Origin of the sequence: Pseudomonas sp. MWU13-2105 (genome assembly GCF_023242315.1) — a bacterium.
GTDB lineage: Bacteria > Pseudomonadota > Gammaproteobacteria > Pseudomonadales > Pseudomonadaceae > Aquipseudomonas.
Genome location: NZ_JALLIY010000001.1, coordinates 361,059 through 386,605, shown reverse-complemented (window position 1 = coordinate 386,605; position 25,547 = coordinate 361,059). Strand labels below are relative to the sequence as shown.

The 25,547-nt window shown below is 64.8% G+C and carries 16 protein-coding genes; 12 read left to right on the top strand and 4 right to left on the bottom strand.

What is annotated here, in order from left to right:
* Positions 1-171: 171 nt before the first annotated feature.
* Positions 172-1,560, bottom strand: a complete 1,389-nt coding sequence (locus M5B96_RS01775) for a PLP-dependent aminotransferase family protein (protein WP_248794785.1) — start codon at positions 1,558-1,560, stop codon at positions 172-174.
* A gap of 152 nt (positions 1,561-1,712) precedes the next feature.
* On the opposite strand from M5B96_RS01775, the gene M5B96_RS01770 reads away from it, so the two are divergent.
* From M5B96_RS01770 to dacB, 7 genes are all read left to right on the top strand, one after another.
* Positions 1,713-2,912 (top strand): benzoate/H(+) symporter BenE family transporter, encoded by a 1,200-nt coding sequence (locus tag M5B96_RS01770; protein ID WP_248794784.1) that lies wholly within the window; start codon positions 1,713-1,715, stop codon positions 2,910-2,912.
* Between the two features lie 298 nt (positions 2,913-3,210).
* Positions 3,211-3,624, top strand: coding sequence for an HPF/RaiA family ribosome-associated protein (locus M5B96_RS01765; protein WP_248794783.1), 414 nt, complete (start codon positions 3,211-3,213; stop codon positions 3,622-3,624).
* 257 nt (positions 3,625-3,881) lie between these two features.
* Positions 3,882-4,484 (top strand): RNA polymerase sigma factor, encoded by a 603-nt coding sequence (locus tag M5B96_RS01760; protein ID WP_412548572.1) that lies wholly within the window; start codon positions 3,882-3,884, stop codon positions 4,482-4,484.
* Positions 4,484-5,470, top strand: a complete 987-nt coding sequence (locus tag M5B96_RS01755; RefSeq protein ID WP_412548575.1) for a FecR family protein — start codon at positions 4,484-4,486, stop codon at positions 5,468-5,470. The genes M5B96_RS01760 and M5B96_RS01755 overlap by 1 nt, the downstream gene beginning before the upstream one ends.
* Before the next feature lie 274 nt (positions 5,471-5,744).
* Complete coding sequence (locus M5B96_RS01750) at positions 5,745-8,195, top strand: TonB-dependent siderophore receptor (protein WP_248794781.1); 2,451 nt, start codon at positions 5,745-5,747, stop codon at positions 8,193-8,195.
* Positions 8,195-9,247 (top strand): hypothetical protein, encoded by a 1,053-nt coding sequence (locus M5B96_RS01745; RefSeq protein ID WP_248794780.1) that lies wholly within the window; start codon positions 8,195-8,197, stop codon positions 9,245-9,247. The genes M5B96_RS01750 and M5B96_RS01745 overlap by 1 nt, the downstream gene beginning before the upstream one ends.
* 179 nt (positions 9,248-9,426) lie before the next feature.
* Positions 9,427-10,950, top strand: a complete 1,524-nt coding sequence (dacB, locus tag M5B96_RS01740) for a D-alanyl-D-alanine carboxypeptidase/D-alanyl-D-alanine-endopeptidase (protein WP_248794779.1) — start codon at positions 9,427-9,429, stop codon at positions 10,948-10,950.
* A 67-nt stretch (positions 10,951-11,017) separates the two neighbouring features.
* Here the strand turns inward: dacB and M5B96_RS01735 are convergent, their stop codons facing one another.
* Complete coding sequence (locus M5B96_RS01735) at positions 11,018-11,893, bottom strand: AraC family transcriptional regulator (protein ID WP_248794778.1); 876 nt, start codon at positions 11,891-11,893, stop codon at positions 11,018-11,020.
* Positions 11,894-12,029: 136 nt separating this feature from the next.
* On the opposite strand from M5B96_RS01735, the gene M5B96_RS01730 reads away from it, so the two are divergent.
* Complete coding sequence (locus tag M5B96_RS01730; protein ID WP_248794777.1) at positions 12,030-12,932, top strand: DMT family transporter; 903 nt, start codon at positions 12,030-12,032, stop codon at positions 12,930-12,932.
* 98 nt (positions 12,933-13,030) lie between these two features.
* Complete coding sequence (locus M5B96_RS01725; RefSeq protein ID WP_248794776.1) at positions 13,031-19,210, top strand: NEL-type E3 ubiquitin ligase domain-containing protein; 6,180 nt, start codon at positions 13,031-13,033, stop codon at positions 19,208-19,210.
* 23 nt (positions 19,211-19,233) lie between these two features.
* Here M5B96_RS01725 and M5B96_RS01720 read toward each other — a convergent pair whose 3' ends face one another.
* Positions 19,234-20,208 (bottom strand): 2-hydroxyacid dehydrogenase, encoded by a 975-nt coding sequence (locus tag M5B96_RS01720; protein ID WP_248794775.1) that lies wholly within the window; start codon positions 20,206-20,208, stop codon positions 19,234-19,236.
* Between the two features lie 143 nt (positions 20,209-20,351).
* On the bottom strand, positions 20,352-21,308 hold the full coding sequence (locus M5B96_RS01715) for a LysR family transcriptional regulator (protein WP_248794774.1): 957 nt from the start codon (positions 21,306-21,308) through the stop codon (positions 20,352-20,354).
* A 339-nt stretch (positions 21,309-21,647) separates the two neighbouring features.
* Here M5B96_RS01715 and M5B96_RS01710 point away from each other — a divergent pair, with 339 nt between their 5' ends.
* Genes M5B96_RS01710 through M5B96_RS01700 form a run of 3 tightly spaced genes read left to right on the top strand, consistent with a single transcriptional unit; the run spans position 21,648 to position 25,546 of the window.
* Positions 21,648-23,159 carry an efflux transporter outer membrane subunit gene (locus M5B96_RS01710; protein ID WP_248794773.1) on the top strand — a complete coding sequence of 504 codons (1,512 nt, stop codon included), beginning with the start codon at positions 21,648-21,650 and terminating at the stop codon, positions 23,157-23,159.
* Positions 23,160-23,169: 10 nt separating this feature from the next.
* Complete coding sequence (locus tag M5B96_RS01705) at positions 23,170-25,356, top strand: FUSC family protein (RefSeq protein WP_248794772.1); 2,187 nt, start codon at positions 23,170-23,172, stop codon at positions 25,354-25,356.
* Positions 25,346-25,546, top strand: a complete 201-nt coding sequence (locus M5B96_RS01700) for a DUF1656 domain-containing protein (protein WP_191485610.1) — start codon at positions 25,346-25,348, stop codon at positions 25,544-25,546. The genes M5B96_RS01705 and M5B96_RS01700 overlap by 11 nt, the downstream gene beginning before the upstream one ends.
* Position 25,547 lies beyond the last annotated feature (1 nt).

Here is a 25,547-nt window from a genome sequence, read left to right as displayed (position 1 = left end):
GATCGAAACCTGCATTCATTGACTGCTCGCGGGCCGGGTTGGTTCGTCGGTTCCGGACCGGCGGCAGGTCAGGTGCCCTGACCTCATGTCGGGGCACAACTGCATCGATACTGCATGGGTGCGGTATTGACGAGTCAGCAAGTGCAAGGCTTGTGCCGAGTAAACGACCGTTCAGTAGAAACGCCGCGGATCGGCATCGATCAGGCTGGCCAGCTTGGTCAGGGCGAAGCGCAGTTCGTCGCGGCTGGTGGGCGACATCAGCACGACCCGCACGCTGCGGGTATGCCCCAGGCGTTCGGCCTGGAACTGCGTGCCGCTGAGCACCAGCACGCCGTTGGCCCGCGCCAGCAGGGTGAACTCGTCGCCGCTCCAGGGCTCGGGCAAGGTCAGCCACAGATGATAACTGTGGGGCTGGGTGCTGATCTGCAAACCACGAAAGACGTCGGCGGCGATGGCCTGGCGCGCGGCCGCTTCGGCGCGCTGGACCGCGACCAGGCGGGTATCCAGGCCTTCGCCGAGCATCATGCTGGCCAGTTGCGCGGTCAGCGGCGAGGGCATCCAGATGCTGCTGCGCACCATCGAGGTCAGGCGCGACAGCAGTTTCGGCGGGCTGTACAGGTAGCCGATGCGCAGTGCCGGCATCACCGATTTCGACAGGCTGGTGAGGTACACCGAGCGCTCCGGTGCGTAGCTGGACAATGGCTTGATCGACGGATCGTTGGCGAGGAAACCGTAGATATCGTCGTCGATAATGAGGAAGTCGAACTCTTCGGCAATCGCCGCGATCTGCGCCCGGCGCGCGGCGGACATGATCGCCGTGGTCGGGTTCTGGCAGGTGGCGACGCAGATCAGCAGCGCCGGTTTTTCCCGCCGGCAACGCTCGCGCAGGGCTTCGGGAATGATGCCTTCCGCGTCCATTTCGACGCCGCCGAGGCGTCGCTCCAGGCCATGGGCCAGGGAAATGATACCCGGGTAGCAAAGGGCTTCGCAGAGCACCAGGTCACCGCTGTTGCTCAGGGCACTCATGGCGACCATCAGCCCATGTTGCGCGCCGGCGGTGATCACCACCTGTTGCCATTGCGCCCCGGGCAGCGACTGGCGTAGCCACTGCGCGCCGGCTTCCCGGTGGGCCGGGTGACCGCCGTCGGGGGCGTAGTCCAGGGCGCGGGCGAAATCCGCATCGTTGGCCATGTTCACCAGGGCATCGCGCAACTCGTGTTCGAGCGGCTCGCCATGGGGCTTGATGATCGACAGGTCGAGCAGGTCGCTCGGTCCTGCTGCCAGCAGTGCCGGGGGCTGTTGCCGGGTCGGTGTCGGCGCGTCCTGTTCCAGCACATAGGTGCCGCGGCCGACTTCGCCCTGCACCAGCTTGCGCCGCTGGGCCTCGCTGTAGGCGCGGCTGATGGTGCCGGGCGTGACATCCAGCGCCTGGGCCAGTTCACGCAGCGTCGGCAGGCGGCTGCCGGTTTTCAGCGTACCGCTGGCGATATCCCGCGCCAGCGCGTCGGCGATGGAAAGATACACCGGTTGGTTGAAGTCGCTGAGCCGAGGAACCCACATGCAATGACTACCGATCCTGAAAAGTGGGGGCAAGCTTATCACAGGGTATGCAAGCCAAATTGATTCTATTGAATCGAATCAATTTTTGCGGTTATATGCGCACAAATCGATTCAATCGAATCAATGTCTCCCTCGCCCAGGTACCGACGCTTATGAGCAGCCTCAGACAGGACTTTTCGTTATCCGCGGTGATCGCCGGCTTTATCGCCGTGGTCATCTCCTACGCCGGCCCGCTGATCATCGTGTTCCAGGCGGCGTCCCAGGCGCATTTGTCCGGCGAGCAGGTATCGTCGTGGATCTGGGCGATTTCCATCGGCAGCGGTGTCACTGGCCTGTGGTTGAGCTGGCGCCTGCGGATCCCGGTGATTACCGCCTGGTCGACGCCCGGCGCGGCGTTGCTGGTGTCGATGCTGCCGACGGTATCGTTTGCCGAGGCGATCGGCGCCTATGTGGTGGCCTCGGTGATCATCCTGGTGGTGGGTTTGTCCGGGGCCTTCGACAGGTTGATGAGCCGCCTGCCCAAGGCGATTGCCGCAGCGATGCTGGCGGGGATCCTGTTTCGCTTCGGTGCCGAGCTGTTCACCTCGATCCGCCTGCAACCGGCGCTGGTATTGTCGATGATCGCCGTCTACCTGGTGTGCAAGCGCTTCTCGCCGCGCTACGCGATTCTTTCGGTGCTGATCGTCGGCTGTGGCTTGGCCGCACTGCTGGGCGAGTTGAACCAGGCGGCGATCAGCGTGGCGGTGGCGTATCCGATCTTCACCGCGCCCGAATGGAGCTGGCACGCGATCATCAATATCGGCCTGCCGCTGGCGCTGGTGACCCTGACCGGCCAGCACGTGCCGGGCATGGCGGTGCTGCGCACGGCCGGTTATACCCAGCCGGCCCGCCCGATGATTTCGCTGACGGCCGTGGCCGCGGTGTTGCTGGCGCCGTTCGGTGCCCATGGCCTCAACCTGGCGGCGATCACGGCGGCGATCTGCACCGGTCGCGAAGCTCACGAAAACCGTGACAGGCGTTATGTCGCCGGCATCGCCTGCGGGGTGTTCTACATCCTGATGGGCACCTTCGGCGCGACCCTGGCCTCGGTGTTCGGTGCCTTGCCCAAGGAACTGATCGCGTCGCTGGCCGGGTTGGCGTTGTTCGGCGCGATCAGTTCCGGACTCACGGCGGCCATGGCCGAGGAGAAGCAGCGCGAAGCGGCATTGATCACCTTTCTGGTGACTGCTTCGGGAATGAGTTACCTGGGTTTGGCGGCGGCGTTCTGGGGCCTGATCTTCGGCCTGGTGGCGCATTTCGTACTCAGCTACACCCGCGAGCGCAAGGTGCTGCCGGGGCTGCGCGACGCTTGATGCACGCGACTGCCGGGCAAGGATGTCCGGCACCGAAGGCCTTTCCAGCGGGCTCGCGATGGGGCTTTTTCCGGGAGGTTGTTGCAAGAAGTGACAGGAAAGCGATTCGACTGAACTCCCGACATTAACAGCGCTTTAGCGGCTTGTCCGGCTATTTCGTCGGATAATTATTTATCTTTTCAAAGGGCTTGAATTGTTTTTCCAACTGCCCAACTCTGTCATCAAGAGGTCATCTTCAGCACGCCTCCAGGCGTTGCCGACGAGCCTCTTGCAAGCTCGCTGAAATAAGGGAAGAACTATGCAAATCCAAGTCAATAGTGATAACCATATTCAAAGCAGCATTCGACTGGAGGAGTGGGTCCGGACGAGCGTCGAGAACGCGCTCGAACGTTATGAAGAAGACCTGACACGGGTCGAAGTTCACCTGGCGGACGAGAACGGCGACAAGCCTGGTCCCCACGATATGCGCTGCCAGATGGAAGCGCGGCCAAAAGGCCATCAACCGATTTCGGTCACCCATAAAGCCGATACGCTGGAACAGGCGATCGATGGCGCGGCGACCAAACTGGAACATGCACTGGAGCATCTGTTCGGCAAACTGCAAGCCAAACGCGCGAGCGCCATTCAGGGCGAACGCCGTGACCTGGGAGACGCACTGCTGGAAGAGGAGTTCGAAGAGAAAGAACGTGTGCGACTGGCCGCTAACGGCTGATCCTTGACGCTGACCCCGACGGGCCTGCATTTGCAGGCCCGTTTTCGTTGCGGGCCCGTTCAATAACCAGTCCGCAAGCCGCCTGATCCACCTTGTGTTTCACCCTGAACAGCCATTCGGATGACCAGTCCTGGATGCCCTCGTGTCCCTGCGGATCGTCGAATGTCTTTGCGCATGATAATTTTTATCATTAGTATTGGCGTTTTTTCCGCTGGCCCGCTGCTGCCCGGCGGCTGACTGTTGCTGGGAGTGTCGCGATGAACCTGGCCATGCGCCCCCCCGAGAGCCCGGATGCCGAGAGGACCGAGCTGCACGCCGGTCGCGCGCACTTCCTGCAAGTGTTCCTGTCCCAGCGTTCGCAGATGGAGGCGCTGGTCAGTCGGCGGGTCGGTTGCCGCGCGACGGCGGCGGACCTGGTCCAGGACCTGTTCCTGCGTTTCTGGCGTCGGCCGCTGGTGCAGGTGGAGGAACTGAGCACCTACCTGCTGCGCTGCGCCGGCAACATTGCCATCGACCATTTGCGCAGCGAGGGCGCGCGGGTGCGAGTCAATGAAGGCTGGCTGCCCGAGCAGCAGGATAACCAGAGCTTCGAGCCCGAGGCGGCCCTGGAGGCTGGCAACGACCTGCGGCATGTCGAGGCGGCGCTGCGCAGCCTGCCGCAACGCACCCGGCAGATTTTCCTGCTCAACCGCATCCATGGCCGCAAGTATGCCGAGATCGCCAAGGCCATGGGCCTGTCGCAAAGTGCCGTGGAAAAACACATGATGCGCGCCCTCGAAGCCTGCAAGGCCAGTCTGCGAGAGCCTTCAGCGGCACAGAGAGAGCCGTCCACCACACGTCTGCCAGGGAAAGCATCGTGATCCATTCTTCCAGCGTCACCGTGACACCCGCCCAGGAACAGGCCGCGCTGGCCTGGCTCAGCCTCTTGCACGATCAGCCGAGCCGGGGCGACCAGGCGTGTTTCAGTCTCTGGCTGCAAGCCGACCCGGCCCATGTCGAGGCCTATGCCCAGGCCCAGGTGCTCTGGGAGTTGAGTGAAGTGCCGGCGGCCACCCTGGCCCGGGAGGAGGCCGCGGCCCTGCAAGCGTTGCTCGCGGCCATGGCCCGGCAGCGCCCGGCATCGCGTTGGCGCTGGTCGGCGGGCCTGGCCATGGCCGCCTGCCTGCTGCTGACGTTGTCCATGGGCCTGGGCTTCGAGCCCCGGCGTTGGCTCGATGACCTCGGTGCCGACTATGTGTCGGTGCCTGGGCAGGTGCGCACGCTGATCCTGGCCGATCAATCCGAAGTGACCCTGGACACCGACAGTGCGATCTCCGTGGATTTCAGCGCGGGCGAGCGGCATGTCCGGTTGCGTCGCGGCTCGGCGTTTTTCCACGTGAGCCATACCGGCGAACCTTTTGTGGTGACGGCCGAGGGCGGCGAGGCGCGGGTGCTCGGCACGCAATTCGAGGTGCGCCTGCAACCTGGTGGTGCGCGGGTGACGGTGTTGTCCGGGCGGGTCGGGGTGCGGGCGAGCGCGGGAGCGCCGCAACAGATTCTCGGCGCCAACCAGCAGGTGGCCTATGCCGACGGTGCGGCGCAGCCGCTGCAGCCGGTGGACAGCGAGCAACTGTTGGCCTGGCGCCAGGGCTGGCTGAACTATTCGAAAGTCACCCTGGCCGAGGTGGTCGAGGACCTGGGACGCTACTATCCGGGGCGGATCCTGGTGTTCAACGACAGCCTGGCGGCACGACGGATCAGTGGCAGCTTTCCGAGCAAGGATCCGCGGGCGGTACTCGATTCGCTGCAAGGGGTGCTGGGGTTCGAACAGCATAGCCTGTGGGGCCGGGTCATCGTATTACGCTGATCCCCCAGACAACACCGTCCCGTGCAGGAGCCGGCTTGCCGGCGATGGCGGCCGAATAGGCGATGCAAGATTCACTGGCCCCATCGCTGCGGTGCGGCGTCCCGACCAGCCGGCTCCCGCAGGGGCCGTGTCAGGCCAGCGGTTTGTGCGGCGGCACCGCGGCATAAAAATATTTTCAAAATAAAGGTGAGGTAAACCCGGAGCCAATCCGTGTAGTGGTTGAAAGTGCGATTCATTCGCATTAATGGTTTCTCTACATACGGGTCAGGCACACATGAAGTCCAGGGCAAAATCGGTGGCAGGCAGTTCGGTCAAACGCTGGTTCGGCGCGTCGGCGCTGGCGGTGTCGGGGTTGGCCTCGTTGCCTCTGGGCGTGGCCCTGGCGGCCGAGTCCGCCGCGCAGCACAGCGCGCAGTTCAACTTCGCCATCGCCGCCAAACCGTTGCCCCAGGCCCTGAGCGACTTCAGCCGGGTCACCGGCCTGAGCGTGGTCTACACCGATGAAGCCGCCTACGGCCATCAAGCCCCGGCGCTCAACGGACAGATGAGCGCCGAGCAGGCCATGCAACGGCTGCTGAGCAATTCCGGCTTCACCTTCCGCCGCACCGACGAGCACACCCTGGCCCTCGAACCCTTGCCGACCGCGGGCGCCCTGAACCTCGGCGCGACCACCATCAACGGCAACCCGCAGGCCTCCGCCACCAGCTACCAGCCGCCGCAAGTCACCTCGGTATCCCGTTCCAGCGCCTCGCTGCAGGAAATCCCGCAGAGCATCAACGTGGTCTCGGCCCAGGTCCTGCGTGACCAGACCCCGCGCAACCTCGACGATGCGCTGAACAACATCAGTGGCATCACCCAGGCCAACACCCTCGGCGGCACCCAGGACGCGGTGATGATTCGCGGCTTCGGCGACAACCGCAACGGTTCGATCATGCAGGACGGCATGCCGCTGGTGCAGGGCCGCGCGCTGAACGCCAGCACCGAGCGGGTCGAAGTGCTCAAGGGCCCGGCCTCCTTGCTCTACGGCATCCAGGACCCGGGCGGGGTGGTCAACCTGGTCAGCAAGAAACCGCAGCTGGAGCAGTACAACGCCGTGACCCTGCGCGGCTCGACCTATGGCTCCGGCAAGAATGGCAGCGGCGGCAGCCTCGACAGTACCGGTGCCCTCGGCGATTCCGGGTTGGCCTATCGCATGGTCCTTGACCGTGAGGACGAAGATTACTGGCGCAACTTCGGCGCCCACCGCGAGACCCTGATCGCCCCGTCCCTGGCCTGGTTCGGCGAGACCACCAAGCTGCTGCTGTCCTACGAACACCGCGAGTTCCTGACCCCGTTCGACCGTGGCACGGCCATCGACCCGCGGACCAACCACCCGCTGGCGATTCCCAAGGATCGCCGGCTGGATGAGCCGTTCAACAATATGGAAGGACGTTCGGACCTGGTCCATTTCGAAGCCGACCACGATTTGAACGACAACTGGAAGGCCCACTTCGGCTATAGCTGGAACCGCGAAACCTACGATGCCAGCCAGGTCCGGGTGGTCTCGGTCAACCCGGCCAACGGCACCCTGGTGCGCAGCATGGATGGCACCCAGGGCGCGCTGACCACTGACCGCTTCACCACCGCCAGCCTCGACGGCAAGGTCGATGTGGCCGGCATGCAGCATGACCTGGTGTTCGGTGTCGACGACGAGTACCGCAAGATCTACCGCTCCAACCTGATCCGCCAGAGTCCGTTGACCACCTTCAACTACCTGGACCCGGTCTATGGCCGCGAAGTCCCGGGCTCCACCGTCAGCGCCAAGGACAGCGACCAGACCGACCTGCTGCGCAGCGACTCGTTGTTTGCCCAGGACTCGATCCACCTCAACGACCAGTGGATCCTGGTGGCCGGCGGCCGCTTCCAGATGTACGACCAATACGCGGGCAAGGGCCGGCCGTTCCAGGTCAACACCAACGGCAACGGCGAGAAGTTCGTGCCACGCGCCGGCCTGGTGTATCGCTACAGCGACGAGCTGTCGTTCTATGGCAGCTACACCGAATCCTTCAAGCCCAACTCCACCATCGCCCCGTTGGCGCTGACCAGCAATACCCGCCTGGTGCTCGACGGCTCGCTTGAACCGGAACAGTCCAAGGCCTGGGAAATCGGCACCAAGCTGGATATCCCCGGACGCATCACTGCCACGGCGGCGATCTTCGATATCCACAAGCGCAACGTTCTGGTGTCCGTCGCCGACGGCCTGACCACGCAATACAGCGTGGCCGGCCAGGTTCGCTCGCGCGGGCTGGAACTGGATGCCAGCGGTCAGTTGAGCGAGCGTTGGAGCCTGATCGGCAGTTACGCCTACACCGATGCCCAGGTCACCCAGGACGCCAATTACCAGGGCAACCGCCTGCAAAACGTGGCGAAGAACGCCGGCTCGCTGTCGGCGGTCTACGACTTTGGCTCGATCATGGGCGGCGGCGACAAGCTGCGCGCCGGTGCCGGGGCGCGTTATGTCGGCCATCGCACCGGGGATGCGGCCAACACCTTCGACCTGCCGGGCTATACCGTGGCCGACGCCTTTGCCACCTATGACACCCAGGTCGAAGGGCAGAAGGTCAAGTTCCAGCTCAACGTGAAGAACCTGTTCAACAAGGTCTACTACACCTCGGCGGTCAGCCAGCTCTTCGTGTCCATGGGCGATGCGCGGCAGGTGTCGGTTTCCAGCACCCTGGAGTTCTGATGAAAAGACTCAGTGCGGTTTTGTTGGCCCTGACCCTGGGCGCGGCCGGCCTGGCGGCGGCAGCCGATGACGGGCGCCTGTACCAGCGTGAGCATCAGGTCCGCTTGCCCGGCTCCGGCGACAGCTGGGGCTTCGCCGCCCTCGACCCGACCCGGCCCTACCTGTTTCTGGCCCGGCGGGAAAACGGCCTGAGTGTGTTCGACGTGGCGAAACAACGCCTGGTGAAAACTATCGGGCATTCGCAGGGTGCCAATGCCGTGGTGTTCGTGCCCGAACGCAATCGCCTGTTCGTGCTCAACACCGACGGCAGCCTCGGCGTTGTCGAGCTGTCGAGTCTCAAGCTGCTCAAGCGTATCGCGGTGGCCCGGAGCAACCTCAACAGCGCGGTGTACGAACCGCGTACCGGCCAGGTGATCGTCGTCAGTGGCCGGCGGGCGGATCGTTCGACGCTGTTTGTCTTCGATCCGAAACAGGAAAGGATCACCGCCGCCCACGAACTGGACGTGAAGAAGATCGACCCGCTGCTGGTCAAGGGCGATGGCAGTTTCTTCCTGCCGATGCGTGACGAGGGCAAGGTGGCGCGGTTTTCCGCCAGCACCTTCGAAGTGCTCGACAGCTGGAGCTTCGAGGGTTGCCCGAAACCCAGCGCCCTGGCCCAGGACCAACCGGGACAGCGGCTGTTCATTGCCTGTCGCGGCGAACAGCCACGGCTGATCGTGGCCGACCTGGAGAACGGCGCGGTCAAGGCCAGCCTGCCGATCACCCGGGACGTCAACGCCCTGGCCTGGGATGCCGGGCGGCATCGGCTGGTCATCCCCAGCGGGGTGGACGCCAACCTGACGCTGGTCGAACAGACGGATGTCGATCACTACCGTGTACTGGGCAGCATCAGCACCTTGCCGATGGCCTACAACATGGCGTTCGACCCACTGAGCCGCAAGGTCTACCTGCCGGCCATGGACTTCACCCAGGCGGCGACCGCCAAGGGCGAAGCCAAGGCCGATCCGCTGTTTCACGCCAATAGTTTTTCCGTCACCACGCTGGCGCCTTGAACTACAGATGCTGTCCCTGGAAAACCTGTAGCTTGCGCATGGATTCCCGGGGCGGGATTGCCGCATAATTCTCCCTGTCGACTCGATAAGTCCCTTGTTCCCAAGTGCCTCATGAGTGACGAGCCGCGGCTTCCGGCAGCGGCTCCTTGGTATTTTTCCGGTTGAGTTCGAGGCGCAAGATGAGTTCGGTACGCGGTTTCATGGGCAAGGGGGGCGCACTGCTGCTGTGCGCGCTGCTGGCGGCCTGTTCGAGCAAGGCGCCGCGGCCGCCCGAGCCGGTGAGAACGGTGGTCCTGCAAGCGGCGCAATTGCCCTTGCCGTTGCCGCGTTCGGCCTTTTGCGCCGGGCTCGACAGTGTCCTGCGCGCGCCGGCGTTGCAAGGTGCGATGACCTCGCTGGTGGTGCGCGAGGCGAACACCGGCAAGCTGGTCTGTGAATACAACCCGCAAAGTCGACTGATTCCGGCCTCCAGCCTCAAGCTGGTGACCACCGCCGCGGCGATGGAGATCCTGGGCGCCGACTATCGGTTTTCCACAACGTTGCTGAGTAGCGGCGTGCAGCAAGGCAACGTGCTGATGGGCGATCTGTACCTGCGCGGCACGGGGGACCCGAGCATGCGCCAGGAAGATTACCAGGCCCTGGCGGCCGGGCTGGCGCGTAAAGGCATCACGCGGATTCGCGGACGGCTGGTCCTCGATGACACGGCGTTCGACCATGAGCGGTTGGGGGCCGACTGGTCCAGTGACGATGAGCAACAGTATTTTTCGGCACAGATTTCCGCGCTGAGCGTGTCGCCGAACGCCGACCTCGATGTCGGTTCGATCCTGGTCAACGTGCGTGCCGGCGCTACCGCGCGCCAGCCGGTGCGGGTCAGTTTCACCCCGGCCAACCGTTATATGAACGTGCTCAATCGGGCCAAGACCGGCCGTGGCGGTCCGCTGGTGGTCAGTCGCGGCCATGGCGGCAACCTGCTGCGCATTGACGGCGCGCTGCCCAAGGGCGCGGAGCGTATCGCCCAGGTCAGTGTCTGGGAACCGACCGGGCTGGTGGCCGACCTGTTCAGAAGTGCCCTGGCCCAACAGGGCATCACGGTGGAAGGCGGCAGCCTGCTGGGCGTCGCCACGCCGGCTTCGGCCCGGCCGTTGCTCGAACATCAGTCGCCGGTTCTCGCGGAACTGATGCCGCCACTGCTCAAATTGTCGAACAACAATATGGCGGAGATCCTGCTCAAGTCCATGGGCCGCAAGACGGCTCAGGTGGGGACGGCGCCGGCGGGCGTGGCAGCGGTCAACGCGTTCCTGCAGGGGCACGGGGTGTCGCCGGCGGAGTTGCTGCAGTTCGATGGTTCCGGTTTGTCGCGGCGTAACCAGATATCGGCGCGGACCCTCAGCGACATGCTGCTGGCGGTGCGCAGCCGGCCCTGGTTCCAGGCCTGGTACGCGGCGCTGCCGGTTGCCGGCAATCCCGAGCGGATGATCGGCGGCACCTTGCGCAAACGCCTGCGCGGCACGGCGGCGGCGAACAACCTGCATGCCAAGACCGGCAGCATGGGCGGCGTGTCGTCGTTGGCCGGTTATGTCACCAGCCGGGATGGGCGACCGCTGGTATTTGCCATGTTGAGCAACAACTACATGGTAGGGGGGCGGCAGGTCAAGGCGGTGGAGGACCAGGTGGTGATGGCCTTGGCCAACAAGTCCGATTGAGAAAACAGGCTATTGAAAACCCCGCATAACCTGTGGGAGCGGGGGGCCACAGGGATTGTGTCTGGCTCTAGTGGGTGAAGGCCTGCCGGTATTCGCCGGGCGTAGCGCCCAGGACCTGGCGAAACCGATTGGCGAAGTGGCTGGCACTGGCAAACCCGCACGCCAGGGCGATCTCCCCAAGGGGCTGCGCGCCGCCGCGCAACAGCACCCGCGCCCGCTCCAGGCGCCGCGCCAGCACATACTGATGGGGTGGCAGGCCGAAGCTGGTACGAAACATCCGCGCAAAGTGGTATTCCGATAGCGCGCACAACCCGGCCAACTCACCCAGGCTCAACGGCTGGTCCAGGCGACTGTCGATGTACTCCACCAACAAGCGCCGCTGATGCGCGGCCAAGCCACCTTTCAGGCGCAAGCCCTGGCGCATGCCCACCTGGTTGAGCAAGGTATGTCCGAGCAACTCGTGGGCCAGGCTGCTACTGAGCAGGCGCTCCCCCGGTTCGTCCCAGTTCAGGCCGATCAGTTGGCGAAAACGCCGGGCCTGCCGCGGGTCGTCGAGAAAGGTATGTTCCTGCAATTGCAGCTCACGCGGCTCGCGGTCCAGCAGCGTCACGCAACCGACCGCGAACTGTTCGGCACTGAAGTACAAATGAGCCAGGCGGATACTGCCATTGATCACCCAACCGGACTGGTGCTCGGCGGGCAGGATGCAGAGCTTGTCCGGGCCGCCCTTGGTGTCCGGGCGATCACGGCGAAAGGTCCCGGTGCCGCCGGCGATATAGCAGGACAGGGTGTGGTGACCGGGCGCCTCGTAGTCCTGGGCGTCATGGTGGTTGCTCCACAAGGCCGCGGCCAGGCCGTCACCGAGCTCCGCGCTGTGCTCCAGGCGCGAATTGGGCGAGCGGCTCAGCGCTTGAAAGACTTGCAGGGTATCCAGTGCGGGCATGGTCTGTTCTCCAACGTCTTGCATCCTACTCCGTAGACCGGGCCCTGACAGCCCGGCGCCGACAAAAGCGCAAGTTTTTGCAAGCGCCAGACCTGCCGCCCACCGACACTGGGGCCTGTCTTCCGGAGTCCGCCGCATGAACCTGTTTCTCTACCTGCTGACCGTATTGATCTGGGGCACCACCTGGATCGCCCTGAAACTGCAACTGGGGGTGGTGGCGATTCCGGTCTCCATCGTCTATCGCTTCGGCCTGGCGGCGCTGGTGCTGTTCGTCATGCTGCTGCTCAGCCGCCGCCTGCAACCGATGAACCGCCGCGGTCACCTGATCTGCCTGGCCCAGGGCCTGTGCCTGTTCTGCCTGAACTTCATGTGCTTTCTCACCGCCAGCCAGTGGGTGCCCAGTGGCTTGGTGGCCGTGGTGTTTTCCACCGCGACCTTGTGGAATGCCCTGAACGCGCGGGTGTTCTTCAAGCAGAAGATCGCGCGCAATGTGCTGATGGGCGGCGCTCTCGGCTTGCTCGGCCTGGGCCTGCTGTTCTGGCCGGAACTCTCCGGGCACACCGCCGGCCCGCACACGCTGCTGGGGCTGGCGCTGGCCTTGCTCGGCACCATGTGTTTCTCGGCCGGAAACCTGCTCTCCAGCCTGCAACAGAAGGCCGGGCTCAAGCCGCTGACCACCAATGCCTGGGGCATGCTCTACGGCGCGACGATGCTGGCCGCCTATTGCCTGGTCCAGGGCATCCCGTTCGCCATGGAATGGAACACGCGGTATATCGGCTCGCTGCTGTACCTGGTGATTCCGGGCTCGGTGATCGGCTTCACCGCCTACCTGACCCTGGTCGGGCGCATGGGCCCGGAACGCGCTGCTTACTGCACGGTGCTGTTTCCGCTGGTGGCATTGAATGTCTCGGCCTATGCCGAGGGTTATCACTGGAGTGCGCCGGCCCTGCTCGGGCTGGTGGCGGTGATGGCGGGCAACGTGCTGGTGTTCCGCAAACCCAAGGCGGTATTGCGACCGACGCCGGCCCGGGTGGCCTGAACCGCGCCATATAAGGCACGCCACATCTATGTAGATCAGTCACGGATCAATGGCTGGATAACCTGAGGCTTTCCACGACGTATCAGGAAGGCCATGCCATGAACCTATCGGTTGAACAAAGTACGGATGTCGAGAGCGGCGACGAAACCCCGTCGCCGGCCCCCGCCGAGGTCGACGACCCCTTGTTGTCGGCTTTTCTGCGGCGCGACGCCGACCTGCTGCACTGCGAACAGAGCTGGGCGCGGCAGCAGGTCGTCGAACATCTGGCGAGCTCGTTCAAGGCGGCCATGGGGCCGTTGCATGAAGCCGAACAGCGCAGCTGGCTGGGGCGCTACCGGCAACTGATGGCGGCCAGATCGGCACTGGACGCGGAGAGCGAGAAGGTCGTCTCGGCCTTCGAGGCCGCCGGCCTGGCAACGCTGCGCGAACGTTTGAAACAGGTTTCGGGCCTGGACCTCGACCCGCACACCACCTATCTGCACACCGTGATCGACGCGCAGGCGCAGGTTCCCCAACCCAAGGGCGAGGGTCCTCTGGTCGAGGTGGAGAGCTTCGAGCGGCGGATCGGCACGGTGACCGTCTTGACCATGACCTTGTGGCAGGCCGCGTGCCTGAACTTCGCCTTTTCCGATAGCCACTACGCCAACCTCAAGCGGCGCTGGATTTCCTTCGACAAGAAGGTCGATATCAACGATCGACGCTGGTTGCTCTCGACCGAGCAATTTGTCGAGATCGTCCGCGAGCTCAATCTCGGGGCCGTGCTCAAGCCCCATGTCGAGCGGGCGCTGCACGCCGACGGGCCGCTGGAGCGGTCCATGCAGGCCTTCAGCGGGGCCGAGATCGGTTTCGGCGTGTATGACTCGGCCCGCCAGTCGGCCACCACGGGCCTGAGCTACAGCGCCTTTGTCACCCTCAGGGACGAGCTGTCGACGGCCCATCCCCGGCTCAAGGGCGGTTATGTCGCGCTGCGTTTGCCGGGGGGGCTGAAGGCCCGCCTGGACCGGGTGCTGGAATCCATCGAGAGCGAGTTGCTGCACCTCTTCGATATCGAGCATGAGCCCCTGCAGGTCATTTACCTGCCGCTGCTGGTCTTCGAGGTCGTCGGGCACCAGGGGCTCTACAGCTACTGTGTCGAGCGTCCGGAGGGCGCCTTGCGCTATCACCACTCAAAAGCGGCGTTCGAAAAGGATTTCAAGGCGCAAGTGCAAAAAGACAGCGCCCATAAGCGACTGCACTGGTTGATCTCGTCATTGGCGTTCAAGCAGCAGCATCAGTTCTGGCACTGGATCAAGGCGCACCGCAAGCCCGGGACGGTCACCTGGACCTCGACTTTTGCCGACGTCTACGAGTGGTTCTGGTCGGGGGAGGGCATCGACGAGCTGATTTTCGAGTATGGCCCGGCGCGTGCCGATTTCAGCCCCGGCCAGGCCTTGGCGGAGTTCTACGCCTGGCGTTTTCGCTTGAATACCCGGGCGATCGCGGTGTCCAAGACCGAGCACGATCTGCAAGCCGTCAAGGAGGGCGTTCTCGCCGTCATGCACCTGTTGCTCAATGTCCTGATGTTGCCGGTTCCAGGTGGCTTCGGGGTCCTGGGGCGGGTGGTGGCGACGATGATGTTCGCGCAGATGGGCCTGGAGTTGGCCGACGGTGTCCTGGCGACTTTCCAGGGCAGGCCGAAGGCGCTGGGCCAGGCCCTGGTCAGTCTCGGTATGATGATCCTGAGCGGGAGCGTGCTGGGGGCCGCGGGGCGCGCCATGGAGCGGCGTTTCCAGGCGTTGTCCCTGGAAATCGGGCGCTGGCGCAAGGTAACCCTGGGCCCAGGGACGGAGCAGCTCTGGAAGATCGACCTGAGCGGCTATGCCGTTTCCGTCACGGGATTGGCAGAGCGCTTTGTCGCGGATGAGCGGGGGCTTTTCGAGGAGGGCGGCCGGCTGTTCGGCGAGGTGCGCGAGAACGGCCGTTCGTTGCAGATACGCTTGGACTACGATGCCGCGCTCAAGCGTTATGTGGCGGTCAGGCCCGACGCGGCGGGATTTCGTCCGCCGATGCTCTATGACCCGCAGGCGCGGCACTGGCTGGCGGACCTGGATGACAGTGCCGGCCTGAGCGATGCCGGCTGGTTGGCGCGGATGATGGGCCAGGGAACCGGCGAAGAGGCCGAGGTGCTGTTGCGCATCAGCGGCATCGACCGCCAGGCGCTCCAGGTGCTCTGGTCGGGTGGCTTGCCACCGGCGTCCCTGGTCGAGGCCGTGCGCCGCCGGCAGATCGACGCCGGCCTCGACGCACTGATCGCCAGTAGCGATGCGCGGCTGAGTTTGCCGGTGGAGGCCGAACGCGTACTGTTCTGCCTGCTGCCACGGCTGCCCGACTGGCCGCAAACGGTCGGGCTGTTTATCCACGGAGCCGAGGGCGAGTTGCTCGCGGTCCATGGTCGACAGGCGCGAGCGACGGACTTCGAGCACAAGGTGACCATTCGAAGGCTGGAGGAGGGCGGTTATGTCGAGCATGCCGTCGACTCGCCGCCGAGCGCTAACGCGCTCGCCCATGAAGAGGGGGTACAGGCACTGATCCTCAGCCTGTTGCCCGACGACTGTCCGCTCAAGGGCCGCTTCGAGCCCTTTGTCCGGCGCCAGTGGAACAAGAGCATAAGGCAGCAGATCAAGGCCCTGGCCCGGCTTGAGCGGCCCGCGCTGTTCGAGATGCTCAGTGTCCATGATGGCCTGGCCCGCTCGACCTCGCAGGCGCCGGCCCGGCATTACCTGTCGCTGCTCACGCCGTCCCTGCCGCCGCTGGTGCTCAAACTCCAGGAGCTGTACCCGGCATTGTCGCTGGCGCGGATTGCCGAGCATCTGCGACGTATGCCGCTGGATTCGCGACAACGCCAGCACTTCCTGGCGAGTGCCGATCTGCCGGGCGAACAGGCTCGCGTCCTGGCCGATGCGCAGGGCTTGACCCGCCTGGGCCGGATGCTGGACGGGATCCATCAGCACCGAGCCGCCAATCGCGATACGGAGATCTGGCTGCAACTGGCCGGCGAGTTGCTGGTGCAAGAGCAATTGGGTCTGAGCCTGTGTCCGCAGGTGCGCACGAGTGCGACCCATGACGACTTCTATCGGGCGCTGGCGGGGCTGTTCAAGCCCCCCGAACTGCGCCGGCTGGGCGTGGCCGATGCCACTGACGTCAAGGTCTTGCGCAAGTGGCTCGCCGCGGTGCTGGAACAGCGCCGGGCCCGGGACGGCCGCATCCGCCTGCCGATCAAGCATTGTCAGGAGCGGTTCAGCCTGCCTGCGACCCTGCTGCCTGATGAGGCCGGTCGCTATCGGCTGGACGGCAACACCTACCTGATGCTCGAGGGGGGCCTGTACCGCATTGAAAACTGCGGTCTGCCGGAGGACTGGCGGATCAACCCTGGCGATCTGCCCGGGGCCTACACGCCGAGCCTGGAACATAACGGCGCGAGTGCCTGGTGGCATGAGTTCGAAAATCCGCTGCGCTGGGATGGCTTGACCGCGTTTCGTCGCCTGGGCGGGCAAGCCGAGTCATTTGCCGAGCCTGTCGCCCGGCAGATACTGAGCATCAGCGCGACGTCCGACAGCCTGTTGCGGCAGACGATTTTTTGCAATCGGCGGCCTCCGGCCTTGCTGACCGCGGTCATGCGGCACTTCAGGGACTGCCTGGATATCGAACGGCAGCTCGCCGCGCTGAACTGGCGTGCGAAGGCGTTGCCCGCGCTGTTTAAAACGGCCCTCGCCACGCTCGGCGAGGCCGATAGCCTGTGGCTGGCGGTCACGCCCGAGTCGACCGAGGATCAGTGGGTCGGTGCATTGCTGCGGGGCCTGGAGAGTGACGCCCGGCGAGTCAGGCGGATATTGGCCGACGGCCTGACCAGGCAGCGGGCCAGGGCCGGGGAGCCTTTGGCGAGTTCGCTCGAAGAGGTGTTCCCCGACCTGCCGGTCGGTGTGGCCGACGAGATCCTGGCGCACAGCGAAGCCTGGCAGCGCACGCTGATCCGCCAGACCGGGCGCATCCCGCTGGCGCTGGCCGAAGAAGCCCGCTGGTGGCGTGAGGAAGCGATCCTGAGCCGGGTTCTCATAGGCCTGAGTCCCGATGCGCTGGGGAATGCCCAGAGCGATCCGTTCCTGCTGCCGCTGCTCAAGGAATTGCCGGGTTGGCCAAGCCAGGCGCGCATTGAGCTGCGCGCGGCGAGCATCGACGGCGCCTTGTTGGACAGCAGTGGCAGCGCCGAGCTCGGCAAACGGCGGGTGGTGGTGAAGAGCGCTGATGGTTATGAGGCATTCATGGTCGAGGGCGAGCAGGTTTCCCGTCGGGGCACGCGGCAAAGTGACCTGCTCCTGGCCTTGTCGCGGGTGATCCAGGATCTGCCCGCGCGCTTGCCCAGGGGCGCGGCCCAGGACCCGAGAGCGCAGTTGAAGACCCTGGTCTATCAACAGGCGATTCGCCAACGTGGGGAACTGCGCCGTCGCCTCGGTCTGCGTCCGGCGCATGCCTGGGCGGCGGTGCCATGGCGTCTGGTGCGTCAGCGCGGCGGTCGGATAGGAATCGAGCTGAGCGGGCGCGGCGCGGGCCTGCCGCCGGTGGAGGTGTTCGGTACGCTGAAAAGACTCTATCGCGGCGCGACCAGTCAGGAACTGTTCGACCTGCTCCGCTCGCTGGGACGTACGAGAGTGGAGCAACGGGCGGCGGTCGAAGCCTTGGAGCATGACTACCGCAGGTTGCGCAGCGACCTGGAAGTCTGGCTCGATGTCCCGCAGGTCGAGGGCACGGACCGCAGCCTGGCGCTCAGAATGCGCAAGGCAATGGCATCCAGGATCCGCCGTTGCTGGCGCTGGGAAAGTCGTAATGTCCTGGGTGGCGTGCTGCTGCTTGAAGGCTTTTCCGTCGAGCAGATGCCGATACTCAACGTGCCGTTCAAACACGTGACCCAGCTGCTGATTCGTGACATGAACCTGGATATCCGCTATCTGAGCGCTTTCCTGCGGGCCTTTCCAGCCTTGCAGCATCTGCGCCTGTTTGGGGCCGGGTTGAAGCGCCTGCCCCATGAGATCGGCGAGATGCACGGCCTGCAAGAGCTCGACCTGGAGGGCAATCAGATTGCCCTGACGACGGCGGGCGCCTTGCAACTGGCGGGACTGCGGCAGTTGAAGTACTTGAACTTGCGTGGCAACCCGTTGAAGTTACTCCCCGACTTCGCTGCCCTGGCGGACTTGCAGTCACTGGACCTGAGCCGGACCGCGATCGATGCCTGGCCTTCGGGTGTGCTCTTCCTCAAGCAACTGGTGGTCCTGAACCTGTCGCATAATCGCATCCAACAGGTACCCGATTCCGTGCTGTTGGCCCCGCTGTCGCTCAACCGTGGTGTGAACCTGGAAGGCAATCCGCTGCTGCCCGATAGCATGACCAAACTGTCGGTGTATGCGCGGGAAAAAAAGGGCGCGGGCATTACCTTCGGGCTCACCTCGGCCGAGCTTGCCGCACCGGTCGGCATCGAGGCCTGGGGCGCGGCCATGGACCGGACCACGCATCAGAACGAATGCTGGCAATGCGTCAGGGACGAGCCGCATGCCGCTGGCTTTTTCGCCTTCCTGGAAAACCTCAGTGCCCTGGCGACGTTCTATGATCCGCAGTTCTCCAGTGCGCGCCGGAACCTGACAGAGCGGGTCTGGCGGATCATGGCGGCGGCGGCCGACAGTGCGGACTTGTGCCGGCAACTGTTCCTCCTGCAACGCACGGCGGCGGCGCAGGGCATGGAACGGTTGCGGGTCTTCAATGAACTCGAGTTCGCGGTGCTCTGCCACCAGGCACTCGCGGTGGTCGACAAAGCCGCCGCCAGGGCCCGGATACTGCGCTTGCTGAAGGGCAAGTTCCGCCTGCTGATGTTCTGGGACAAGACCATCGATCCGGCGATTTACCGGGCCTACTGGGAACAGCTGGGCGAGCGCCTGGAGTTGCCTGACCTGTGCAACGAGCGGTTCTACACGGAGCGGGTGCAGTTGGACCACACGGAGCTTGAGACGATGGTCGACTATGTCCGAGAGATGGAAACGTTGCCGCCGGAAGCGAACGGCCTGCACCGCTACCTGGTATCCCAGCCGTTCTGGTGCCGGTTCCTGTATCTGGCCTACGAGCAGGAGACCCAGTCATTGTCTGTCCAGGAGCGCGAGTCCCGGATCGGCACGCTTACCCTGGAAGTCTTGAATGGCGCCACTGAGCGGTCGCGCGCGACGACAAGCGAGGATCGGGTGGCGATACTCGACTAGCGCCGTGGGCCCGATCCGGCGGCTCAGCCTTTCCAGACCTGCGGATTGACCAGGTCGCGTGGTCGCTCGCCGAGCAAGGCGCTGCGCAGGTTGGCCAGCGCCCGATTGGCCATGGCTTCACGGGTTTCGTGGGTGGCCGAGCCGATATGCGGCAGGGTCACGGCGTTCTTCAGTTGGAACAACGGCGACTCGGCCAGCGGTTCCTTCTCATAGACGTCCAGCCCGGCGCCACGGATGGTACCGTTTTGCAGGGCCTGGATCAGCGCCGGTTCGTCCACCACCGGGCCACGGGAGATATTGATCAGGATCGCGTCCGACTTCATCAGGCCCAGTTCGCGCTGGCTGATCAGGTGGCGGGTCTTGTCGCTCAAGGGCACCACCAGCACCACGAAGTCGGCTTCGGCGAGCAGCGCGTCGAGACTGCGCAACTGCGCGCCGAGTTGCTGTTCGAGTTCCGGCTTGCGGCTGTTGCCGCTGTAGAGAATCGGCATGTTGAAGCCGAGATGGCCACGCCGGGCCACGGCCGCGCCGATATTACCCATGCCGACGATGCCCAGGGTCTTGCCGTGCACATCGCCGCCGAACAGCGCCGGGCCGACGCTGGCCTTCCACTCCCCGGCCTTGGTCCAGGCGTCGAGCTCGGCGACGCGGCGGGCGCTGCTCATGAGCAGGGCGAAGCCGAGGTCGGCGGTGCTTTCGGTGAGCACGTCGGGGGTGTTGGTGAGCATGATCCCGCGTTCGTTGAAATAGGCCACGTCGTAGTTGTCGTAGCCGACCGAGACGCTGGAGACCACTTCGAGCTTGCCGGCGTTTTCCAACTGGGCGCGGCCAAGCTTGCGACCGACGCCGATCAGGCCGTGGGCGTGGGGCAGGGCTTCGTCGAACTGGGTGTTGAGATCACCGAGCTTGGGATCCGGGACTATCACCTCGAAATCCTGGCGCAGTTGTTCGACCATGGCAGGGGTGACGCGGCTGAAGGCGAGTACGGTTTTTTTCATCGCAGGGCTCATCGAACGGCGGGAATGCCAAGCACGCTATCATTTTTCGCCGGAGTTGTGCGCCGGATTGTACTTCCGTGGAGTCACAAACCCCTGTGGGAGCTGGCTTGCCGGCGATGGCGGCCTGGCTGGTGCTGATGAGCTCAGTTGGCGATACGCACGCTTTTCAGCTCATACGCCGCCAATTCGGCCTGATGGCCCGCAAGGATTTCCGGCAAGGTACCGCGCAGGTGCTCGACCCAGGTCTTGATCTTGGCATCCAGGTACTGGCGCGACGGGTAGATCGCATACACGTTCAGCTCCTGCGAGCGGTAGCTGGGCATCATCCGCACCAAACTGCCGTTGCGCAGCCCTTCGATGGCCGCATACACCGGCAACACGCCGACGCCCATGCCGCTGATGATCGCCGCCTTCATCGCATCGGCGGAGTTGACCAGGAACGGCGAGGTGGCGATGTTCACTGCCTCCTGGCCATCCGGGCCATCGAAGGCCCAGCGGTCCAGGGCGATCACCGGGCTCACCAGGCGCAGGCAGGCATGGTTGAGCAGGTCGCTGGGCCGCTGCGCGCCACCGTTGGCTTTCACATAGGCCGGCGAGGCACAGACGATGCTGTAGGTGATCCCCAGGCGCTGCGAGACAAACCCCGAGTCCGGCAACTCGCTGGCCAGCACGATGGACACGTCATAACCCTCGTCGAGCAGGTCCGGCACGCGGTTAGCCAGGGTCAGGTCGAAGGTCACGTCAGGGTGGGTCTTGCGGTAGCGAGCAATGGCATCGATGACGAAATGCTGGCCGACCCCGGTCATCGAGTGCACCTTCAACTGCCCGGCCGGGCGCGCATGGGCGTCGCTGGCCTCGGCTTCGGCCTCCTCGACATAGGCCAGGATCTGCCCGCAGCGCAGCAGGTAACGCTTGCCGGCCTCGGTCAGGGCGATGCGCCGGGTGGTGCGGTTGAGCAGGCGGGTTTGCAGGTGGGCCTCAAGAGCCGAGACCGCGCGCGAGACGTTGGCCGTCGTGGTGTCCAGCTGCACGGCGGCGGCGGTGAAGCTGCCGGCTTCGGCCACGCAACTGAAAGCGCGCATATTTTGCAAAGTGTCCATGGAGTGCTCTCTGGGGTGACGGTAAATTGTGACACGAAGTAACGGGGTGCTGGGCATACGACCAAGGGATTATCGCGTTTACGGTAACAAAGCTTCACAGAAAGGCCATCTTATCGCCTGACAGGCCGCCCTCTAGAATTGCCCCGACCTGTGTGCACCTCCGCTCTCAAGAACACCCCGTAACCCTGTAGGAGCCGGCTTGCCGGCGATGAGGCCCGTGAGCCTCGCACCGACCTTGCGGACGCTATCGCCGGCAAGCCGGCTCCTACGGAGTGGTGTCATGCCCAACACCGTGCCCACAGGAAACCGCTTTTTTCCCCACCCCAGGAATTTGCAGCAGTGCCGCGTCGCATCAGCAGAGAGCTGAAGACTCTCAGTGTTTGGGCTTTATCCTTGGCTATCAGCGGCTGCATCGGAACCGGAGGTATTGCCCCGCAAGGTCAGACCCTCGCGGCCAACACCCTGCTCACCGATGAAGCGATCCGCGGTGCCGAGCGCGACGCCCACTGGCCCGTCGCCCAATGGTGGCAGGCCTATGGCGACCGTCAGCTCGACCAGTGGATCGAGCGCGCCGTGCAGGGCAGCCCGAGCCTGGCCATGGCCGCCGCCCGGGTGCGCCAGGCCCGGGCCCTGGCGGGGCTGGCCGAGTCGGCCGAGTCCGTGCAGATCAAGGGTGACGCCGCGCTCAAACGGCACAACTGGGCCAACGACCAGTTCTACGGCCCTGGCGAACTGGCGGGTAGCACCACCTGGGACAATAACGCCGGGCTCGGCCTGAGCTATTCCCTGGACCTCTGGGGCCGCGAAAGCAACGCCAGCGAACGGGCTGTCGACCTGGCGCATATGAGCGTCGCCGAAGCGCGCCAGGCCCGCCTCGAATTGCAGAACAGCATTGTGCGCGCCTATATCCAGCTGTCCTTGCATTACGCCGAGCGCGATATCGTCGAAGCCACCCTCAAGCAGCAGATGCAGATTCTCGATCTGGCGCAAAAACGCCTGAACGGCGGCCTCGGCACCCATTTCGAAGTCAGCCAGGCCGAGACGCCGCTGCCGGAAACCCATCGCCAGATCGACGCGCTGGACGAGGAGATCGCCCTGAGCCGCAACCAGCTGGCGGCCCTGGCCGGCGTCGGCCCGGGCGAGGGCGCGCGCCTGCAACGACCGGCGCTGTCCCTGCACACGGCCTTGAAACTGCCTTCGGCACTGCCTGCGCAACTGCTCGGCCAGCGCCCGGACGTGGTCGCCAGCCGCTGGCAAGTGGCGGCCCAGGCCCGGGGCATCGATGTCGCCCATGCCGGTTTCTATCCCAATGTCGACCTGGTCGGCAACCTCGGCTACATGGCCACCGGCGGCGGCCTGCTGGAGTTTCTCACCGGCAAGAAATTCAACTACGGCGTCGGCCCGGCACTGTCCCTGCCGATCTTCGACGGCGGTCGCCTGCGCGCTGAACTGGGCGAAGCGGCGGCCGGTTATGACCTCGCCGTGGCGAAGTACAACCAGACCCTGGTCAATGCCCTCAAGGGCATTTCCGACCAGTTGATCCGCCGCGAGTCGCTGGACAAACAGCAGGTGTTCGCCGCCGAGTCCGTGGCCTCGGCGCAGAAAACCTACGACATCGCGATGATCGCCTATCAGCGTGGCCTGACCGACTACCTCAATGTGCTCAATGCCCAGACCCTGCTGTTTCACCAGCAGCAGATCGAGCAGCAGGTCCAGGCCGCGCGCCTGAGTGCCCATGCCGAACTGGTCACCGAACTGGGTGGCGGGCTGGGCGCGGGCAACGACGTACCGGCCGAGAGCCGTACCCTGGCGAACAAACCCCCGGCCGTGCTGGCCGCCTTCGATCACTGAGAACCGCGTCATGACTCCCTTGCCCGCCCCGGTGCGCTGGCTGTACTCCCTGGAATGGCGTCGTGGTTTCTTCGACTGGGCCCGTAGCGACGGCGTGACCTGGATCTATATCTTCAAGGTCCTGGCCGCCGCGTTCCTCACCCTGTGGCTGGCCATGCGCCTGGAGTTGCCGCAGCCGCGTACGGCGATGATCACCGTGTTTATCGTCATGCAGCCGCAGAGCGGCCACGTGTTCGCCAAGAGCTTCTACCGCTTCCTCGGTACCCTGGCCGGTTCCGCGGTGATGGTGGCGCTGATCGCCCTGTTCGCCCAGTACACCGAACTGTTCCTCGGCGCATTGGCGATCTGGGTCGGCCTCTGCTCGGCCGGCGCGCAACGCAACCGCAACTTTCGCGCCTACGGCTTCGTGCTCGCCGGCTACACCGCCGCGATGGTCGGCCTGCCGGCCCTGGCCCACCCGGAAGGGGCGTTTATGGCGGCGGTGTGGCGGGTACTGGAAATCTCCCTGGGGATTCTCTGTTCGACCCTGATCAGTGCCGCGATCCTGCCGCAAACCTCCAGCGCCGCCATGCGTAATGCGCTCTACCAGCGTTTCGGGGTGTTCGCCGGGTTTGTCAGTACCGGCCTGCGTGGCAGCCACCCGCAGACCGCCTTCGAGGCCGCCAACGTCGGCTTTATCGCCCAGGCGGTGGGCCTTGAAGGGTTGCGCAGCGTCACCGTGTTCGAAGACCCGCACATGCGTCGGCGCAATGGTCGGCTGAACCGCCTGAACAGCGAATTCATGACCTTGACCACCCGCTTCAACGCCTTGCACCAGTTACTTGAGCGCCTGCGCAGCCGGGGCCGGGTCGAGGTGCTGGCGGCCATCGAACCGGGTTTTCCGAGCCTCGGCGAACTGCTCGACGACTTTGCCGGGCGGGCCCTGACCGACGCCGACGCGCAGCGCCTGGCGATCCGCCTGGCCGATTACAAACAGGGCCTGCCGGAGCGGGTGCGTAGCCTGCGGGCGAGTTTCCAGGAAAGTGAGCCGAGCGAAGCCGACCTGCTGGATTTTCACACCGCCTACGAGCTGCTCTATCGCTTTGTCGAGGAACTGCACAGCTACGCTTTGACCCATGCGTCCCTGGCCGATCACCACCACGAACGCGAACAGTGGGACGAGCCCTATGTGCCGAAAACCAACTGGTTCGCCGCCTCGGCCTCGGGGATTCGCGCCGCGTTCATCCTGATCGTGCTCGGCAGCTATTGGGTGGCGACCGCCTGGCCGAGCGGGGTGACCATGACCCTGGTCTCGGCCGCCACCGTGGGGCTTTCCGCCGCCACCCCGAACCCCAAGCGCATGGCCTTCCAGATGGCCTGCGGCACCCTGCTCGGCGCGGTGATCGGCTTTGTCGAGATGTTCTTCGTGTTTCCCCGGATCGACGGCTTCCCGCTGCTCTGCCTGATGCTCGCGCCGGTGATCGTGCTCGGTGCCTTTCTCGCTTCGCGGCCGCGGTATGCCGGTATCGGCCTGGGCCTGTTGATCTTCTTCAGTATCGGTTCGGTGCCGGACAACCTGACCATCTACAACCCCTACAGCTTTATCAACGACTACATCGGCATGGTCCTAGGCATGCTGGTCTGCGCGGCGGCCGGGGCGATCATCCTGCCGCCCAACAGCCGCTGGCTGTGGCGGCGCCTGGAACAGGACCTGCGCGAACAGGTGGTGTTCGCCATCAGCGGCAAGCTCAAGGGCCTCGGTTCGACCTTCGAAAGCGGCACCCGCGACCTGCTGCACCAGGCCTACGGCCTGGCCGCCGGGCAACCGAAAGTGCAGAGCCAGTTGTTGCGCTGGATGTTCGTGGTGCTGGAAGTCGGCCACGCGATTATCGAGCTGCGCAAGGAACAGGCGATCTTGCCGGTGCACCCGGCGTATGCCGAATCGCAGCCGTGGCGCCAGTCGATCCGGGTCATGGGCCGGGCGCTGGTGCGCCTGTTCATCCAGCCCAACGCGAGCAACCTGGAGCGTGGGCTGGTGGCGGTGGACCATGCCATCAGCCGGGTCCAGGCCACCGACGAACCCTTTGCCCGGCACTTCGACACCTCGGCCCTGCGCCGGGTGCAAAGCTACCTGCACTTTATCCGCACCTCGTTGCTGGACCCGCAATCACCGCTGGCCGACCTGGGCCGTCCACAAGGAAATCCCCATGCCCCGTGAAGTGGCCTTCCATGGTGTGTACATGCCGACCATGACCTTGATGTTCCTGATCGCGGCGGGGTTGGGCTGGGCGCTGGACCGCTTTATCGCCAGCCATGACCTGTACCGCTTCTTCTGGCACCCGGCGCTGCTGCGCCTGAGCCTGTTCTGCTGCTTGTTCGGCGCCTTGGCGCTCACTGTCTACCGTTGAG

Coding starts and splice junctions, on each gene's coding strand:
- dacB (WP_248794779.1), top strand. CDS start 9,427: ATGAGTTCGGTACGCGGTTTCATGGGCAAGGGGGGCGCACTGCTGCTG.
- M5B96_RS01765 (WP_248794783.1), top strand. CDS start 3,211: ATGCAAATCCAAGTCAATAGTGATAACCATATTCAAAGCAGCATTCGA.
- M5B96_RS01750 (WP_248794781.1), top strand. CDS start 5,745: ATGAAGTCCAGGGCAAAATCGGTGGCAGGCAGTTCGGTCAAACGCTGG.
- M5B96_RS01720 (WP_248794775.1), bottom strand. CDS start 20,208: ATGAAAAAAACCGTACTCGCCTTCAGCCGCGTCACCCCTGCCATGGTC.
- M5B96_RS01770 (WP_248794784.1), top strand. CDS start 1,713: ATGAGCAGCCTCAGACAGGACTTTTCGTTATCCGCGGTGATCGCCGGC.
- M5B96_RS01760 (WP_412548572.1), top strand. CDS start 3,882: ATGAACCTGGCCATGCGCCCCCCCGAGAGCCCGGATGCCGAGAGGACC.
- M5B96_RS01715 (WP_248794774.1), bottom strand. CDS start 21,308: ATGGACACTTTGCAAAATATGCGCGCTTTCAGTTGCGTGGCCGAAGCC.
- M5B96_RS01735 (WP_248794778.1), bottom strand. CDS start 11,893: ATGCCCGCACTGGATACCCTGCAAGTCTTTCAAGCGCTGAGCCGCTCG.
- M5B96_RS01775 (WP_248794785.1), bottom strand. CDS start 1,560: ATGTGGGTTCCTCGGCTCAGCGACTTCAACCAACCGGTGTATCTTTCC.
- M5B96_RS01745 (WP_248794780.1), top strand. CDS start 8,195: ATGAAAAGACTCAGTGCGGTTTTGTTGGCCCTGACCCTGGGCGCGGCC.
- M5B96_RS01730 (WP_248794777.1), top strand. CDS start 12,030: ATGAACCTGTTTCTCTACCTGCTGACCGTATTGATCTGGGGCACCACC.
- M5B96_RS01705 (WP_248794772.1), top strand. CDS start 23,170: ATGACTCCCTTGCCCGCCCCGGTGCGCTGGCTGTACTCCCTGGAATGG.
- M5B96_RS01700 (WP_191485610.1), top strand. CDS start 25,346: ATGCCCCGTGAAGTGGCCTTCCATGGTGTGTACATGCCGACCATGACC.
- M5B96_RS01725 (WP_248794776.1), top strand. CDS start 13,031: ATGAACCTATCGGTTGAACAAAGTACGGATGTCGAGAGCGGCGACGAA.